Genomic DNA, 16,788 nt, shown 5'->3' with positions numbered 1-16,788 from the left:
AGGACTCCAGTTACACGCGAGAAATCGACATTAACGGAGAGCGAATTACCTTTAATTTTAGATGGACCCAGGTTTGTCTAGGTTTTTAGGAGCGGCTGACTTCAATTTCGCAATCAGAATGAGTACTAAGGTCTTCAAGAAAGGACTAATGGAATTCATGGTAATACAGCATCCCAATGATGGGAAGCATTCAAGACTGGATGATCAGGCTTCTTGCTCTCCCACGACCGGTTCGGCAAAGCTGTGACGAGTCGCTCCAATTGCGGCATCGAGTACCTTACTGACACCATCACCTTTCGCCACAAAGCTAACAACGGATCGCGGCCACTGATCTCTAAGAATAGAGCTGGGATTACCGTGGAGCAAAACCATCGGCATATTGCCTAGCAATTTGTCGAAATATTCCGCGATTTCCAGACCTGTCATTTTCTCCAGGGTCTCGTTTAAGATGGCTACATCGTAGTCTTTAAACCGACCCAAGTAGCCAATTTCCATCATGTTTTTATAGTGGTCGACATGAATATCATGGCGTGCGGCCTCTGCTACCACCGACTCGGCAAACTTCGCATCTGGATCCACCAAAATGAGTTTTAGCTCGTTTGAACTCATAGAATCCCTCTTAGCTCGTGACACTTCGTAGTAAGTTTTCAAACTACCAAGAATGAGCTTCTCATTCTATAGATATCTGCATTTTACATAATATTATCAGCAGGTATCAGAAGCTTTTGAGCCCTCAAGTATGCGAATACACTCCGCTAGAATTTATAATTCATGAGAATTGAAGCTTAGAGTCAATATCTTCCAAGATCTCGCGATCATGTTCGAAAGTACGTAAGCGTAGAACCATACCCACCCCATAGATCGACTGGAGTTCGACCTTTTCACTCACAGACTTCAAGGCCTTACGTACCTCAAAAATCTTGCGATCGAGAGCGTTATCGCTGACGGTGGTGCGGCCCCAAAGCTCACGCTTGAGAACGGCTTTCGGCACAACAACGCCACTTGTACGTATCATCTTTGCCAAAAGGTCGAGTTCTTTATTTGAAAGAAACACGTTCCCCTTCAAGCCCGACATAGACTTATTGCGAAGATCGATGCGAATATCACCAAACTTCAAAAGATTGTAGCTACTTTTATCCTTGCGATCCTCGACCCGAGCTTTCAGTCTCGCCAAGACTTCTGGAGGGCTGATCGGCTTACGAATAAAGTCATCGGCACCGGATGCTAGAGCTTGGCCTACGAGATTGTCGTCTGGATCACCTGTCATCACGATAATGGCAGTCGTTGGCCAAAGGGTTCTGACTGTAGGAACCACATCGAGGCCACACTCTCCATTGAGATAGATATCAATAAATGCACCCATGGGCTCAAACCGCTTTGCATTCCGCAGGAGATCATCGCTCCGAGCGAAGGAAAAACACTTTACTCCAAGAGTTTCTTCAATGATTTTCGCTGGAATTGGATCGTCATCTAGGGAAATCGTATAGGGGGACTCCACGATATCGCCAATTCGCTCTACTTCCATCAATGAATGCTCCAATACCTGTTAACACAAAGCAGTTATTGTTTGAATTCCGATATACCTTAGATTCATCCGTATTTCTAATAAAAAATCCGAGACATAGAGGAAGCAGCCGTTTGAAGCATTTTCCGCAATTAGGCGAATACACCCTATGTCGAACCTTCATGGTTAGAGGATCATTCAAGAATGTACCGAGACCACCGATATCAGACTAGCAGAATATCTGACCCGAGGAACTTGATGTCAACTAAGGTGGAAAAACTGGCGGAAGAAGGCGACCCCGAAGCGCAGTGCTCCCTAGCCTTTCTCTTCGAAATTGGCCTGGATCGTGACGTCGACCTCGATCAAGCCTTATCCTGGTGGCGAAAAGCAGCTGATCAAGGTCACCCCATTGCACTTGAGAAAGTTTCAGCCATTACTGGCGAACCCATGCCTGAGCAACCTGCATCAAATCCGAAGCAATCCCATACAAGAGATGGAGTGGAAGTTCGAACAAAGGTTCTTCTCATTGAGGACGAAGACGATTTGCGAGCCTTACTAGAAGCCGAACTCGAAGAAAACGGCTTTCATGTGATGGCTGCGGTCGATGGCCAGGAAGGGCTCAACAAACTTATTGCTACTCCCGGCGTTCACCTCATCATTACAGACTTAAAAATGCCCAGGATGAATGGCATTCAGTTCATCAAGACCTTGCGCAAGATGAGAATTGCGGAAACAGCTGGGCTAATTGTGATGACTTCGTATTCGAAGCCTGAGTTGATCGAAACTGGACGAAAGATGAAGGTCGATCATTGGCTGGCTAAACCCTTCGATCTGACCAAGATCGTAGAAACTGTCAACCAGGTTCTAAAAAAGAGGCAGCGCGTTGCATAATCGCTTTGAAAACAAAGGCATAAAGATCATAGCTGTCGGTAGTAGTAGCTCGATTAGGCAGGTGATTACATCCGTTTTCAAGGAATTTGGGTATAAGAATGTAACAGGGGTCTCCAGCATCAAGTCTGCTCTTGAAATCATCGAAACGGACTCGGTAGATTGGGTATTTACTCCTTTAAAAGACAATGATGAAGGCAATGTTCTGCAACTGCTCCAAGTTCTCAATCAGTATCCTCAGCTACGCCACACCAAAGTTTCCGCTTATGCAGACGACAAAAAGCATCCGCTCGCCCCTAAATGCTTCGAGTTCGGCCTTTTTTCATTTCACTGCACAGCATTGACGATTGCCGAAGTGAAGGCGGAGCTACAAAAACTACTGAAGGAACTGACGGACCAAAATGGGGACTTTAGCCAGATCTCTGCCCGATACCTGCGGCGCTATCTGGATGAAATTGATAACCCTGAAGAAACCATCGCGTTTGAAAAAGCCTTTCAGGAAGTGTACCCCGGAGATACCCACAGTCTATTGAGCCTTGCGGAAAACCAGTTTCGCATGAGTGACGATGACGAGGCTAAAAACACCATCTATCAGCTCAATCTGGTAGATCCCGATTGCAGTGAGACTAAAAATATCCTTCAGCATTATACCGGTAGCGATACCTTAAGCAGCGCGGATCAAGAAATTGTAGCGGAAAAGCTTGGATTCAATCGCTGCTTGATCATCGATTCAAACTTGAAGTCAGCAGATGTTGTACGAAAACTTGTAGAGGACATGGGTTTCAATCAAGTCACTGTCTTCGATAACCCAATCAAAGCTCTACCATGGCTCCGAAAGCAAAAGCAGCCGGATCTGATCATTTCGGAATGGCAACTGCCTATTCTTCCCGGGCCTGTTTTTCTCTATAAAATCCGAAACCGCGTAAAATGTAAGGTCCCTCTCATCATTATTAACGAAGAGATTGAAGCCCGTGAGACGCCCATGGTACAGGAGTTGGGAGCATCTCAAATCGTAGCCAAGCCTATTGATCCAGCACAATTTCAAAAAGCCGTCGTCTGGACGATTCGTGAATCTATCACCCCAAGAGACCCCGGGATAGTGAAGTATAAGTTGCGCCAAGCCTTGAGCCAAGGAGATCATCATCAGGTGAGGCTTTTGAAGAAGACCCTTCTAAACAACCCCCGAATGACAGATTCCGATCGTGCCATAGTTGAGGCAGAAATCGCCTATGAAAATGGCTGCTATATCCACTCAAAAAAACATGCTATGGAAGCAATCCATCATGGTGGACCAGCCCCAGAAGCCATGGAACTCCTTGGTCGCAGCCTCATGAAGCTTCGCGAGTTCGACGCTGCCTTAAGATGCCTTCAAAACTGTAGTTTTGTATCCCCTCTCAACGTGGATCACCTTTGCAATATTGCCGAATGTCACCTTGAAAATGGGGACAATGAGAGTTTCGAAGCTGCTCTCAATCGGGCCCGTTCCATTGATGATAATGAGCGGGTTGCAGAAACAGAGGCCAAAGGTGCCATCCAGAATGGCCATACTAAAGCTGCTCGTAAGCTTTTGGAACGACTCCAGTCGTTTAAAGATGTCTTGGCCTACACTAATAATCGAGCCGTCACTCTTATTCGCTGTGGCAACTATACGGAAGGCATTAACTTATACAAGCGAGCCTTGGACTCCCTACCAGAAGGCAAAAAGGAACTGGATGCCCTCGTACGCTATAATTTAGGGTTGGCCTACGCTCGGCATAACGATCTTGAAATTGCCCTCAAAGAGCTAAAGAAGGGTGAAAACTGTAAGAATCCAGCTCGTCGCAAAAAGATTCGCAGCTTGAAAAACCGCATTATCACATCCATAGAAAAAGGCGTCCCCTTAGTTCTCAAGTCGACGACAGAGAATTCTGAGGAGCAGGAAAAGATTAGACTTCAGGAATACTCACAGCTGGAGAAGGATCTAAATCGCCAAAGGCCCATTAGCCGTGCTGATTATTGCCTTCATAAGATTTATACGACTAGTCTCGGCCATGAGGTTAGCGAGGGCCTGATCCAAAAAATTCCGAGCTTTAATTTTAGAGGTAAGATTAAGAAAGACTTCCGAGGGCTGGAACAAGTGCCAGCCTAAACATGGAGCTAGCTAACTTCGGAAAGAAATGAGAAGTATAGCTCTGGGTTATGATCGCATTCCATCATGCTACCGCATTCTGGGCATTCCACTTCAGGGCCCTCTTCATAAATTTCCTGACCTGGTTGGATATCTTTACCCACCTTCAATATTTTCGACTCTTCATGGCCACAGTTGTCACAAACAAACTGAGTTTCAAAGGATTCAACCACACCATGCTTGCCTAAAAACTCTGGAATCATCGAAAATTGCGAAACAATCACAGAGGAACAATTGACGAAGTGAATCTTCGCTTCGGTTTTAAGGATGGCCTTGATCCACTCACGAACTCCACAGCTATTGATTCTCTCTACGCCCTGAAGATCGATGTAGACCTCGTCTTTGAACTTTGCAACTTCGTCCTCAAAGACAAAATTCTCGTCGATCGTCCCAAGAACCTTTACCGTTTTGCTGTCAATCCATTTAACTTCGAATCGATTCATAGCCTATTTCCTAAAAAAGTTCGGCGGCCCACAGGCTCAAAGAGTCGCGACATGATCAGAGTCGAGGTGTGCCGCTAATAGATCCAAGTGCCTGTTTATGTTCTCTACTAAAATTGTAGAGCAAAATGGCTTTTCAAGAAACAAGTTGGCGCCCGCTTCAGATGACAAGAGCGCTTGCCTCGGATCACCGGAGATCGCAATGATAGGGACCTCACTATCATTTTCTCGGATTTTTTTGATTAATCCTATACCACACATTTTGGGCATAATTATATCAGTAAGCACAATAGCTGGTTGTTTTGAATGGTAGGCTGAGAAAGCTTCCTCACCATCGTTGGCAGAAATCACATCGTAGCCTGCACTGGTCAGAAGTGTCTCATATATTTCACGAATGTCCTCAGAATCATCGACAAATAAAATGCGCTCCATTGGACAGTGCCTCCCATCAGTAATCACAAGTATCAGCAATACCCTGCATTTTTTTCAATAAGTATGGAGTCGGCATCTTTGCAGAGAACATGAGTTTTTTTCCTCATTCAAGGAAGTGAATTGCATTTCATGGACTTAGTCTCTTGTGGGCGGCGTCGTTTTTCGCCTGGCCCCCCTAGAGTCTTCCGAATTTGTTATTTTTCATGGTCGATGAGACCCGTGAGCCTAATTTATGTGACTGAGGTTTGGACACATAAGCTACTGAAATCAGGAGTCGTTCAAAAGTACCTTAAGTTGAAGCCTACAATCGCCGATAGCGAGTGCACAGACGTGCACTCTCTTAGGGACAATTCAATGAGACTCAGTTTTTGTCTAATTCTTTTGGGAATCATAAGCTCCTGTAATTCTTCCAGCCATAAAGCTGTAGAAATCGACCAGAGCCAAGGTTCCAGTGCTCCGATTGAGGCAATTTTAGGGACGCAAGCCCCACGAGACTCCGAAATTAAAGATGTTCACGAATATTCATTTACGCTCCAGGCGAGTCTGAATCTTTTTGATCAAGGGTCCGTAGCTGAGCTTAAGCTGGTGGTTGTTTCCTGCAACCCTGCAGTCAATGTCATAGCTCATCAGATTGTTGGCACAGACCAGCCTCAGGATCACATCATCGCGTTTGACGCAAGCATGTTCGGACGCCAGACTCATTGCCATAGCATCGTTTTGGTTGATTCACAAAGTCGCTACTTCGAAACAATCATCAATGAATCCGTTATACTTCCAGAGAACGTTCCTGTATTTGAGCCTGCCGAGGCCAGGCCCCAAACTCTCCTGCAACTTTCACCAATCTCTGTTTCTTCTTCCGGAGTTATTGCTCAGAGTTTAGCACGGGAGCTGCAACAACGAGAATCTGAAAAAATCCGACTTGAACGAGAGTCGGTCGCTGCTCAAAAAGACTACCAGGCAATCGAAGATCAAATCGCAGCCGCTAGGCTCTCTCAAAGCGAGTCCCAAGGCCTCGAAAAAGCAAGAATCGATGATCAGATTCGTCTGCTGGAAGCTGAAAAGGGTGTCGTTGCTGAAAAAAGGGCGCGTCTCAGCAATGAACAACAAGCCCAGTACAGTGACGAGTCTCGGCAAAGAAACAGTAGAATAGCCGAGCAACTCAAGCAAGAAAGAGCACTTCAAGAAACCGCATTGAACGCTAAGGAAGAGCTGCTTGTAAACCAGCAAAATCAGAATCAAAATGATCTTGACGCCATTGGTGGAACTTTCGATCGGTTGGTGATTGAAGACATTTCTATAACAACATGCCCCATGGGGCAAAAACTCGACCTCAAAGATCTAAGTTGTCAATTCTAGGAGCAGGATGATGGTTTTCTATTCACAGGTCATGACGATGATATTGGCATTTGCCTTGTGGTCTAGTGCTTGTAAAAATAGCGACGAGGAACCTACATCGCTTTCAGCAGCAAACAGTTCTGATATGGAGGTCGTTATCGATCACCAAGACCTAAGACTATTTGAAGCAGATTCGTTCACAGCTCGCTTGACTTGCCCGGAAGCGGATATCGCAGGGGACGTTCTTCTAAGCAGCAACTACCGAACCATGACGATGGTTTTTCAAGGTGAGGGACTTCCTCTCGTTGGCCAAACATGTCAAATCTTTGTTGAAGGCACCCCAAAAGATGAGAGCTTAGTTTCATCTATTACCAACGTTCCTAATAGCAGGCTGCTGTACGTATCCAAGCCCGCGACGATCCAAGCTGGCAATAACGATAGCGATGGGATTCGGACTGCACAGTTCACGACCATCTTTATCAAAGCATTTCGTAGCCATACCAAGCCCCCACAAGAGCAGCGAACGGCAGTACTGATCCAGCGAGACGAGCAAGAGGCTCCTGATCTCAACCAAGAGCCTTTAGAAGGACTTTAACACTTAATCTAATTCACAAACAGTTTTCAGGATACGATTGGCAATGCGATAAGGATTCGCATTGGCTCCCGGCCGACGATCTTCGATATAGCCATGACCTTCATTGGCCACCTGTCTCGGAATCCGGATGGAAGCACCACGATCAGCGACACCTGACTTAAATTCATGGATCGCACAGGTCTCGTGAAGCCCAGTCAAACGCTGGTCCAAGCCCTCGCCGTACTCAGCAATATGCGCCTCGTGCTTTTTCTCTAGCAATTGGATGTACTTTTCAATGGTTGCCATTCCTGTTTTGGCATCACGCATCGGCTTGGTAGAGAAGTTAGTATGCTGCCCAGAGCCATTCCAATCGCCCTGAATCGGCTTACTGTGAAGAACGGCCTCGACTCCGTAGTCTTCACCAATTCTAAACAGAAGCCAGCGAGCCATCCATAGGTGATCGCCAATGGTGAGAGGATCGGCAGATTCTTCGTTAATGCTCCGATATCCTACTTGGAACTCCCACTGAGCAGGCATCACTTCTGCGTTGATACCGTAAATCATGATACCCGCATTAATACAGGCTTGGGTATGTTGCTCAACAATCTCGCGGCCATAAACCTGATTCGGACCAACACCGCAGTAGAAAGGGCCTTGAGGTGGTGGGTAGCCATTTTCCGGCCAGCCCAAAGGACGATTGCCATCGAACAATACGTATTCTTGCTCAAACCCAAACCAAGGATCCACATCGGCGGCACCTTTTTCCAAGGTTTCCCGGAGGCGCGCGCGGTGATTTGACTCATGGGGCGAACCATCTTCATTCATAACTTCACACATGACCAGGTAATTACCCGCGCCACGAACAGGATCATCCACATAGCTTACTGGACGAAGCAGTAGATCGCTGTTGCCACCCGGTGATTGGTAGGTGGATGAACCGTCAAAACTCCATTCAGGAAAGTCCTCAACCGCAGGGCTTGAACTCAAGCCATTGACGATCCGCGTTTTTGATCGCAACCTCTGGGTGGGTTGCCTTCCATCTAACCAGATGTATTCCGCCTGCTTAATCATGACAAACCTCTCTACACAGAAGTCTTGGACAAGCCAAGCTCCGTTCAATTGTTTAAGGATGAGCAGTGGAAATATTGAACCTTTCCATACGGAAGGTCAACAAGAGAGTCATGGGATGACGAGCCGATTAGCTCGCCGATGAATTTATAATTGGGGAGGTGTGCTTAGGCCGTCGTCACCGACACCACGATCAAGTTTTCGATCCATATCGTACTTAGGGTCCCAAACAAATCGGCCTTCCGCATCACTGTTTGTTACATCAAAGCGATGAGTAATCCCTTGGCTGGCAAGCTGTTCTGCGAATTCTTGCACCATTGCCAAGGCACTTTGAAGACTTTCAGCGACATTCATCTTTTCACGGAGCGCCTTCACACCGGGCCAACCCTTTGCATACCAAAGAAGATGCTTACGCATACACACCGCACCAGCTCCTACATCTCCGTATTCTTCTTGTTGCCATTTCAAGTGATCAGAAACCGTATCAAGCCAGTCTTCCAAACTCACCGTGTTTTGCACTTTTTTGATGTCGTTGAAGATCCACGGATTGCCCAATGCTCCTCGACTCACCATCAAGCCGTCGACTTTGGTAGCCTTGGTCATGTAGTCCCCGTCGAAAGCGCTAAATAAGTTGCCGTTGCCAATGAGAGGAATTGATACAGCAGTTTTCAGCTGAGCCATATATTCAAGATCCACAGGCTTTGAGTAGTCATCATTCCGGGTGCGGCCATGAACTGTCATAAAGTCAGCACCTGCTTCCTCGATGGCCCGAGCAATCTCGATACCGTTGATGGAGCTGTGATCCCACCCGATGCGAATCTTCGCTGAAATCACTTTATCTGTGGCATTTCGAAGAGCTTTCACCGTGTCGTAGACTCGATCTGGCTCTTTCAGGATCGCACTCCCACAGCCGGTTTTGACAACTTTCTTGACTGGGCAGCCCATATTAATATCAATCGTATCAAATGGCATATCATGAAGAATTTCCGCTGCCTTGCCCACGTCTTCCGCTGATCGGCCTGTAATTTGAACCCCAAGCACAGACTCCGACTCATGGCGCTTTAGCATGCGATAGGTCCGGCGACTCTCATAGATCATGGCAGTGGCTGAAATCATCTCAACATACGTTAAATCTGCACCATGGCGGGAGCAAATTCGGCGGAACGGATGGTCAGACACCCCTGCAAGAGGAGCAAGCACGACTGGATTTTCGCTGATACCTAATCGTTGGAACGGAGAAACTTTTGTCATGAAATCAAATCCTTGGGTAAACTCACGGGTTGCTGTTTTAGCCAGCCTGACGCCCTTTAATACTGGAAATTACCTGGCTCGTCCAGAATCCTTTTTGAAAATCCCGGCTACTAGGCGTAAGTTAGTGACATCAGTAGCCAGACTGTGGTAGCTGAGTAGTTTTCAAACGTATTGCTGAAGGCATTAGAGGAATCCATGTTAGACATAAAGTTCATCAGAGAAAACAAAGGTTTAGTTGAGAAAGCGGCAAAAGACAAACACTTCAAAGTCGATCTCGATAGTATTTTATCCTTAGATGATGAGCTTAAATCCCTGCAATCCCAACTGGAAGAGCTACAAAGCAGACGTAACGCCGTATCGAAGAAAATCCCAAAAGTCCCGCCCGAGGAGCAGGAGAGCCTGAAAGCTGAGGTCGCCGAGCTAAAACCTCGGATGGACGAACTGGGTGGGCAGGTCAAAGTATTGCAAGATCAATTCAACGAAAAGATGCTCGCCGTTCCTGCGCCTGCACGTGCTGATGTTCCTGTCGGAAAGGACGACGCTGAAAATGTTCAGGTGAAAACTTGGGGGACCTTACCAAGCTTTGATTTTAAAATCCGCGACCATGTAGAACTTGGCCAGCTCAACGACTGGATCGATATCCCACGGGGCGTAAAGCTAGCCGGTAGCCGCTCTTATGTTCTCAAAGGAGACGCAGCTCGGTTGGAGTCAGCCTTACTCAAATTCACTCTCGATCATCTCTATAATAAGGGTTATCAGCAGCTTTCTGTGCCGGTACTGGTGAAAGAAGACTGTATGGTTGGCACCGGATACTTCCCAAATGGTCGAGACCAAGCCTATTACATCGAGCGGGATGAACTTGCGCTCGTCGGCACAGCAGAAGTACCCGTAGCTTCTTATCACAGCGATGAGATGCTCAAGGAGCAAGATCTACCGATTCGCTACATGGCTCAAAGCTCCTGCTTTCGCCGTGAGGCTGGAACCTACGGTAAGGACACTCATGGGCTTTATCGTGTTCATCAATTTCAGAAAGTAGAGCAGGTGATTATTGCCAAAGCTGACGAGGCGGACTCTGAAGCCCTACACAACGAACTTCTCAATAATTCTGAGCAGATTATGCAGGCTCTGGAGCTTCCTTATCAGGTTGTTTACGTCTGTACGGGAGATCTAGGGCAAGGGCAGGTGAGAAAGCATGACATTGAAACTTGGATGCCATCTCGCAATGCGTATAGTGAAACTCATAGCTGCTCTACGTTTCACGATTTTCAGGCCCGTCGCTTGAAGATTCGCTACAAGGATAGCAACAAGAAGAAAAACTTTTGCTATACACTGAACAACACAGCGATTGCTACACCTCGGGTCTTAATTCCATTTATTGAGGTTCATCAACAGGCTGATGGTAGTATCTTTATTCCTGAAGCGCTCCGTCCATACCTCAATGGCCAAGAGTTTATCGGTAAGAAATAGAATAAAAAGGGGCTTCAACAGCCCCTTTCTTATAATAGCGAATTGATCGACGGTTTAATATCTTTCGGCTCTACTTTGGGGTGAAATCGTTCCACCACCTCACCTTCTTTGTTGATTAAAAACTTCGCAAAGTTCCATTCGATATCATCACCCTCGTTCCCCTTTTTCTCATTCTTCAGGAATTTGTAGAGTGGATGGGCTTGATCGCCATTAACATCGATTTTGGCAAACATAGGAAACGATACGCCAAACTTAGTTTCGCAAAAAGATTTTATCTCTTCATGACTGCCAGGTTCCTGAGCCCCAAACTGGTTGCACGGAAAACCTAGAACCGTGAAACCCTGATCTTTATATTCGCTGTAAAGGCTCTGGAGCCCTTCATAGTGAGGGGTCAACCCACACGCACTGGCCACGTTAACAATGAGCATAGCTTGGCCTTTGAATGCACTTAAGGGCTGTTGCTCGCCCGTTATGGTCTCCGCAGAGAAATCGTAGATGTTTGGCATGATTTTCCTCGTGGTTAACATCAAATTTTCTGATGCTAACAGAGTCAAACTACAAAACCTAGAATATAGTCGAGGCTCTGAATCCACTTAAGCAGACATACCTAAGTCAATACTTCCGTAGTACTTCAGCGGTATTCGTAAGACGAAGGCCACCGCTGCATAGCCATCCTTGACCTGCCCTTGAAGAACGACTTGAATATCCCCCCCAACGTCCTGCAAGAAAGTACGCACCGCTTCCATACCAACTCCTCGACCTGAAATATTAGAAACCTTATCAGCGGTGGAAAGGCCCGATTCAAAAATCAGCCCAGCAACTTTATTTGGCTCTAAAACATCTCCAGAAGCGATCAAACCCTGCTCCCGTGCCCGGTTTTCTATTTTGCCTAGATTTAGTCCCTGCCCATCATCAGACAATCGAATTTCTAAACTGCCATCGTCTCTACTACACATATCAATATATATTTCACCTGATCGCGACTTCCCCTTCTGCTCCCGAACATCTCCACTCTCTATGCCATGATCGAGACTATTTCGAATCAAATGGACTAGAACGTGGCCTAGCAACTCAGCGCCTTCGCGGGTCATTCCGATTCCGATATCCTTCCAAGAAAGCTTCGGCTCTGGCTTACCTAATTCGTTCGCCAATGATTCTAAAGAGTTTTCAATATCAGCAAGCACATCTGAGAAAGGCAGATAGTAACAACGATTGATTACCCGAGAGATAGTTGATAATTCCTTCCGTTCCATAGGTCCCACCTGCGACTCTAGGGCGCGCACAGCTTCCACTACTTCCACAAGTTCATCATGACTCAGATTTAAGCTATCGTCATTTTCCGAGCGCCCAAGCTTTTCTCGACTGATCCGATCATAGCGCTCCAATGCGTCGCTGACTCGATTTAAATCATCCTCAATGCGCTGACGATCCCAAGATTCTTGACCATTCATAATCTGCACATAATAGTCCTCAGCCAAGTGAACTTGATCGGTTAGCTCATCAAAGCCAAAGGTTCTTGAGATGCCCTTAAGGGTATGCATCCTGACAAACAGATCTTTAACCACTCTTTCTTGATAGCTTTCGGTTGTAGCAATCAAGCTATTGTTTTCATCGATCAGATTTCGTGCCTGGGGTAGGAAACGATAGAATCGCTGGGGTGATACGTTGATAAGTTGCTCGACAATTTCAAGTTCCTCTTCCCTTGCTGCGGCCTTTTCTTCAAGATCTTTTAATTGGGTAACATCTCGGACTGCCACAAGCACCTTCTCAACTTCGTCCTCTTGATTCACGATAGGGCTCCAGTCAAGCTCAACAATTTTCTCATCACTTGACGTCGACTTCAGCCGCAACTCCCTAGCAAAACAATGAAGGTTCGACTCAAATGCTAGGACATCCTCACCTATGGTAAAATCAAGGGCCGTTTGAAGCTGTTTTTTTTGATCCGAACTCAGGCTACTCTCTGAGAAAAGAAGATCCATAACTCCACGGCCTGCGATGTCTTTCGTATTCAAAATTTGCTCAAGATGCTGTGAGTAGTCTTCACCGACTTGTAAATCTTGGGGCCGGATCGTGAAGATGCCTTGCCGAATACTGGCCAATATGGATCGGATGTCTCGGGTTTGCCGCTCCACCTCTGCTTTTAGGTGACGAGAGAGACGTTCCGCCTGACGAAATGCAGCTGCAAATCTGATTCCCACAATCTGGCCTTGAAAGAAACAAAAGAAAACCACAGCATATGCAATAGAATTGCTAGGTAGGAAGGTAAAGCCTATTGAATAGAGCACATCGTTGACTAGCCCAAGCGCGATGGCGAGCATACCCACCATGGAAAGAGCTGCACCTTGCTCGCGGTTCCAAAACGCACGAAGGACAATAATCATCCCAAAGCTCGCACTTACCAAAACAAAAATCTGGGCTACCGGCAGAAGAGGGCTGTAGTTTATCACTCTAGTGGCAAGGATAAAACTTACAAAAATAAAGTTTGCATACCATATGGTTCGCACCACCTTCCGAGAAGAATAGGCTGTAAAATAGAAGTCGAGAAAGCTTACAAAGAAGGCTCCTGGCAGAAAAATCGTGATGTAGTCGATCTTGTAGTTAACTTCAAACATAAGGTTTGAAGGTATTCCTATCAGTTCCGCATATTTGGTTGCTGCCAAATCACGAATTACCACTAGGAAAATGAAAATACTGAGGTAGAGGCTTCCCTTGTCCTCTCGCCTTTGCAGAAACAGGCTAAAGTTGTAGAGGCTCATAAAAGCAAGAAACCCAAGAAGCGTGTAGTAGAGAATGATATCGAAGCGCTCCTGCTTTAAGAGGCCTTCATAATCACCGATCTCCGGCGCAACCCACAGCCCTCCCCAATAGCTGCTATAGTTGGCAACTTGAACTAGAAGAAAATGATCGCCAGCCAGAATACTAGGCTGGAACGCCTGACTCCTGCCTCTACCTACATAGGCCACTGCTTCTTTGGGATCTTTTGAAACAGTTCCCGCCTCGTAGAATGGTTTGGGATTGTCTAAAATATGATCACCAAAGAAGTACATTTTAGTGGAAGTAAAGGCGTCTACAAAATAGAGGCTTAGGTTCAAGTCGGAATCGAGGTTCTTAAGGCGCAACACATAAGTTGCCACACCCTGGTTCTTGGAGGCTTGTTCCCCGTTCTCACCTTGGGTGAAGCGCCCAGGGGGAAGACTCACCAAAGGTACCTGGTCAGACTCCTGGAGGCGCTCTAAAACTTGCATCGGGGTCAGCAGTTCATCCCAGAAAAACATCCATTGGCCATCAAAGCGAAGCTTCTCACCACCTTTAGGATTCCAGCCTTCAAGATCCATAATCCCATCTTGGGCAAGCCGTGTTTTGGCTTTTCCGTCAAAGCTGAAAAGAATGAACGCGATAGTCAGAAGTAGACGACTCATACCTATCCCACAAAGAAATCTTTCTCTGAGGGGTTATCGGTGAGAGATTTCAAGGCCTCTAGGTAAAAAATACCTAAGGCTTCACTATAGCTTTAGATGCTTCAAATGGGCTATTGAAGGTCCCAACTGGGGTAGAAAATTCGGATTGACCTTTGACGCGAGCTTCTAACTTACCACCCCTTTGAAAATACTCCTTAGCAACGGAGATGGCTGCTTGGGTATCCAACGTAAATGGAATTCTAAGTGAGGCTTTGGATTTAGCAGCTACGCGAAACGCTTCCTGGTAATGGCCTTTGCCTATTTTCTGTTCAGATACAAAAACCTCATAGTCCACACGATTGAGGCCTAACTCAAAGGAATTTGGATTTTCAACCAATACTTCAAAGGCCAGCTCAACGCGGCTAAGGCTCAAGTGACTGAAGCTAATCGAACTTAGTTCAACCTTCGGTTGCTCAGCCACGAACTTTGCAAGCATGGAGCAAGAACTCAAAAACACACAGAATAAGACAACAAGAACATTCTGAGCCATATTAGCTCCTTCTCCTTCAATCAAGAAGGTGTCGCAGGGAGCGACACCAACTCTATATCAGCTTCAAGATCCGCTCTTTGCCTAACTCTTTTAAGAAGCCAGGAAGGCGAGGCCCTTGTTCGCGATTAATCAATTTCATATACACTGCCTGAAAGCAATGCTTGGCTTCGATATCGACTTTGCGAATCACATCGTCATAAATCTTCTGATTGAGGTCTTTCGGCAAAATTGCGTCTAGGTCAGTAGATTCTACCAGGGCGCGCAACGCACTTAAGGCAGCTTTCTGCGAATCGTCAAGATCAATCTCTACGGGCTCTTGATTGATTTTGTACTTGAACTCGTCTGGAGCGTATAACTCTAGCCAAGCTAAAGCCTTTTCACAGCGCCGCTCGAATAGTTGGCGGTCAAGTTCCGTTCGAACATCGTCTGCGTAGTAGCGCTCCAAAGTTTTGTTAACATCGCCATCGAAAATTTGGAGACGACTACAAAGCTCGCGGAAAGGAGCACGGTAAGGCGCTTCCTGGTAGAGTTCACCAATTGCAGAAAGTTCGTAAGTGCGACGAGCCATAGGCCACTTGCCAAGTTTTTCAGGTTTTGGACCTAGAGCTTGCTTTTCAGCCCGATCAAATTCGTCGTAAACTTTGATAACGTCCACGTCGAAGGCAATAGAGAAGTCATGATTCGGCCTCTGGCTCGCGAAAATCCATCGCACCATCTGAGGCTCGTAAACCGCAAATGCCTCCCTAAGAGTCAGTAGCTTACCTGACGATGAGGACATCTTACCGGTGCCACCTTTGATGGAGACAAAGTCATACTGCAAGTACTGAGGAGCTTTAAAGCCATAGATCTCTTTAACAATACGCTTTCCCGTATCATAAGAACCACCATCGCTGGAGTGGTCCTTACCACCTGGCTCGAAATCGACTTTTTCGAAGTCCCAGCGCATGGGCCAGTCGGTCCGCCAGTTGAGCTTTAGGTTCTTCGTTGTCCTAATGTCTGTGGTTGCTTCGTGACCGCAGGAGCTACACTTGTAGGAATATTCATAGCCACCATCGTAACGCTCGTATTCCATTTCATCACGATCACATGCCTCGCAGTAGACAGCTGTCGGCAGCCAATCATCTCCCAGTGGTGTGCTGCGATGCTTATTTAGAATAGTTTTGATGGTGTCCTTGTTCTCAAGAGCCTTCTTAATGCCCTCAGCATAGAGACCATCGGAGTAGCGCTTGTGCTGATAAAGAAACTCTGGCTCGATTCCAATCTGAGCGAGATCTTCTTCAAAAACTCTGATGTTGTGAGCCGCATAGCTAGCGTCTTCGCCATAGGGGTCTGGCACGCGACTGATGGGCCGACGAAGCTCCTCTTTCAGCATGTCTTGTTGCGGAAGATTGACAGGCACCTTACGAAAGGTATCAAAGTCGTCCCAGCTATAAATAAAACGGACCTTCTTGCCTAGAGACTCAAGGGCCTTTGCAACAAACTCGACCGTAATAACCTCTCGAAAGTTGCCAATATGTACCGTGCCACTTGGGGTTATACCACTCGCGACGGTATAGGATTCCCGGTCGCCACAGGCACCGATGATCCGAACTGCTGTTTGATCTGCCCAATGGGGCGTTAAAGGCTTCATGTCCAACTCCAGAGTGATTCCCGTGTCGGGAAAAAACAGGCAAAATAGTCCGGTACTTTTACCATAGTCGTCGCGGCAGGCAAT

15 protein-coding genes are annotated in these 16,788 nt (G+C 46.6%); 5 read left to right on the top strand and 10 right to left on the bottom strand.

Annotated elements, in window-relative coordinates; genetic code table 11:
- Positions 1–204: 204 nt before the first annotated feature.
- Both B9N89_RS19320 and B9N89_RS19315 read right to left on the bottom strand, forming a co-directional pair.
- Positions 205–609: a hypothetical protein gene (locus B9N89_RS19320; RefSeq protein WP_132319932.1), complete on the bottom strand. Its 405-nt coding sequence runs from the start codon at positions 607–609 to the stop codon at positions 205–207.
- Between the two features lie 160 nt (positions 610–769).
- The gene (locus B9N89_RS19315) at positions 770–1,525 is read right to left on the bottom strand and encodes a response regulator transcription factor (protein WP_132319930.1); all 756 of its coding nucleotides are present in this window, start codon (positions 1,523–1,525) and stop codon (positions 770–772) included.
- A gap of 237 nt (positions 1,526–1,762) precedes the next feature.
- Between B9N89_RS19315 and B9N89_RS19310 the strand changes: the two genes are divergently transcribed.
- Both B9N89_RS19310 and B9N89_RS19305 read left to right on the top strand, forming a co-directional pair.
- A complete protein-coding gene (locus B9N89_RS19310; protein WP_159455493.1) occupies positions 1,763–2,395 on the top strand; it encodes a response regulator in 633 nt (210 codons plus the stop codon).
- On the top strand, positions 2,388–4,520 hold the full coding sequence (locus B9N89_RS19305; RefSeq protein ID WP_132319926.1) for a response regulator: 2,133 nt from the start codon (positions 2,388–2,390) through the stop codon (positions 4,518–4,520). Before B9N89_RS19310 ends, B9N89_RS19305 begins: the two co-directional genes overlap by 8 nt.
- 8 nt (positions 4,521–4,528) lie before the next feature.
- Here B9N89_RS19305 and B9N89_RS19300 read toward each other — a convergent pair whose 3' ends face one another.
- Both B9N89_RS19300 and B9N89_RS19295 read right to left on the bottom strand, forming a co-directional pair.
- Positions 4,529–5,002, bottom strand: coding sequence for a hypothetical protein (locus tag B9N89_RS19300; protein ID WP_132319924.1), 474 nt, complete (start codon positions 5,000–5,002; stop codon positions 4,529–4,531).
- A gap of 36 nt (positions 5,003–5,038) precedes the next feature.
- Entirely contained in the window at positions 5,039–5,431 is a 393-nt protein-coding gene (locus B9N89_RS19295; protein ID WP_132319922.1) for a response regulator, read from the bottom strand.
- A gap of 210 nt (positions 5,432–5,641) precedes the next feature.
- Here B9N89_RS19295 and B9N89_RS19290 point away from each other — a divergent pair, with 210 nt between their 5' ends.
- The gene (locus B9N89_RS19290) at positions 5,642–6,787 is read left to right on the top strand and encodes a hypothetical protein (protein WP_165931711.1); all 1,146 of its coding nucleotides are present in this window, start codon (positions 5,642–5,644) and stop codon (positions 6,785–6,787) included.
- Between the two features lie 10 nt (positions 6,788–6,797).
- Positions 6,798–7,361 (top strand): hypothetical protein, encoded by a 564-nt coding sequence (locus tag B9N89_RS19285; RefSeq protein ID WP_132319918.1) that lies wholly within the window; start codon positions 6,798–6,800, stop codon positions 7,359–7,361.
- 3 nt (positions 7,362–7,364) lie between these two features.
- On the opposite strand, the gene B9N89_RS19280 is transcribed toward B9N89_RS19285, so the two are convergent.
- Both B9N89_RS19280 and dusB read right to left on the bottom strand, forming a co-directional pair.
- The gene (locus B9N89_RS19280; RefSeq protein ID WP_132319916.1) at positions 7,365–8,411 is read right to left on the bottom strand and encodes a glutamine synthetase beta-grasp domain-containing protein; all 1,047 of its coding nucleotides are present in this window, start codon (positions 8,409–8,411) and stop codon (positions 7,365–7,367) included.
- 144 nt (positions 8,412–8,555) lie between these two features.
- Positions 8,556–9,659 (bottom strand): tRNA dihydrouridine synthase DusB, encoded by a 1,104-nt coding sequence (gene dusB / locus B9N89_RS19275; protein ID WP_132319914.1) that lies wholly within the window; start codon positions 9,657–9,659, stop codon positions 8,556–8,558.
- 195 nt (positions 9,660–9,854) lie between these two features.
- Here dusB and serS point away from each other — a divergent pair, with 195 nt between their 5' ends.
- Entirely contained in the window at positions 9,855–11,126 is a 1,272-nt protein-coding gene (serS, locus tag B9N89_RS19270; protein ID WP_132319912.1) for a serine--tRNA ligase, read from the top strand.
- Positions 11,127–11,155: 29 nt separating this feature from the next.
- Here serS and B9N89_RS19265 read toward each other — a convergent pair whose 3' ends face one another.
- The 4 genes from B9N89_RS19265 to lysS form a co-directional block, all read right to left on the bottom strand.
- The gene (locus tag B9N89_RS19265) at positions 11,156–11,632 is read right to left on the bottom strand and encodes a glutathione peroxidase (protein ID WP_132319910.1); all 477 of its coding nucleotides are present in this window, start codon (positions 11,630–11,632) and stop codon (positions 11,156–11,158) included.
- A gap of 87 nt (positions 11,633–11,719) precedes the next feature.
- Positions 11,720–14,545, bottom strand: a complete 2,826-nt coding sequence (locus B9N89_RS19260; RefSeq protein ID WP_132319908.1) for a 7TM diverse intracellular signaling domain-containing protein — start codon at positions 14,543–14,545, stop codon at positions 11,720–11,722.
- A 73-nt stretch (positions 14,546–14,618) separates the two neighbouring features.
- Positions 14,619–15,074 (bottom strand): LEA/WHy family protein, encoded by a 456-nt coding sequence (locus tag B9N89_RS19255; RefSeq protein ID WP_132319906.1) that lies wholly within the window; start codon positions 15,072–15,074, stop codon positions 14,619–14,621.
- A 52-nt stretch (positions 15,075–15,126) separates the two neighbouring features.
- Entirely contained in the window at positions 15,127–16,704 is a 1,578-nt protein-coding gene (lysS, locus tag B9N89_RS19250) for a lysine--tRNA ligase (protein WP_132319904.1), read from the bottom strand.
- Positions 16,705–16,788: the final 84 nt, after the last annotated feature.

The organism is Pseudobacteriovorax antillogorgiicola, from assembly GCF_900177345.1.
Taxonomy (GTDB): domain Bacteria; phylum Bdellovibrionota_B; class Oligoflexia; order Oligoflexales; family Oligoflexaceae; genus Pseudobacteriovorax; species Pseudobacteriovorax antillogorgiicola.
The sequence above is the reverse complement of the archived record's forward strand: the minus strand, read 5'-3'. Positions and strand labels throughout refer to the sequence as shown.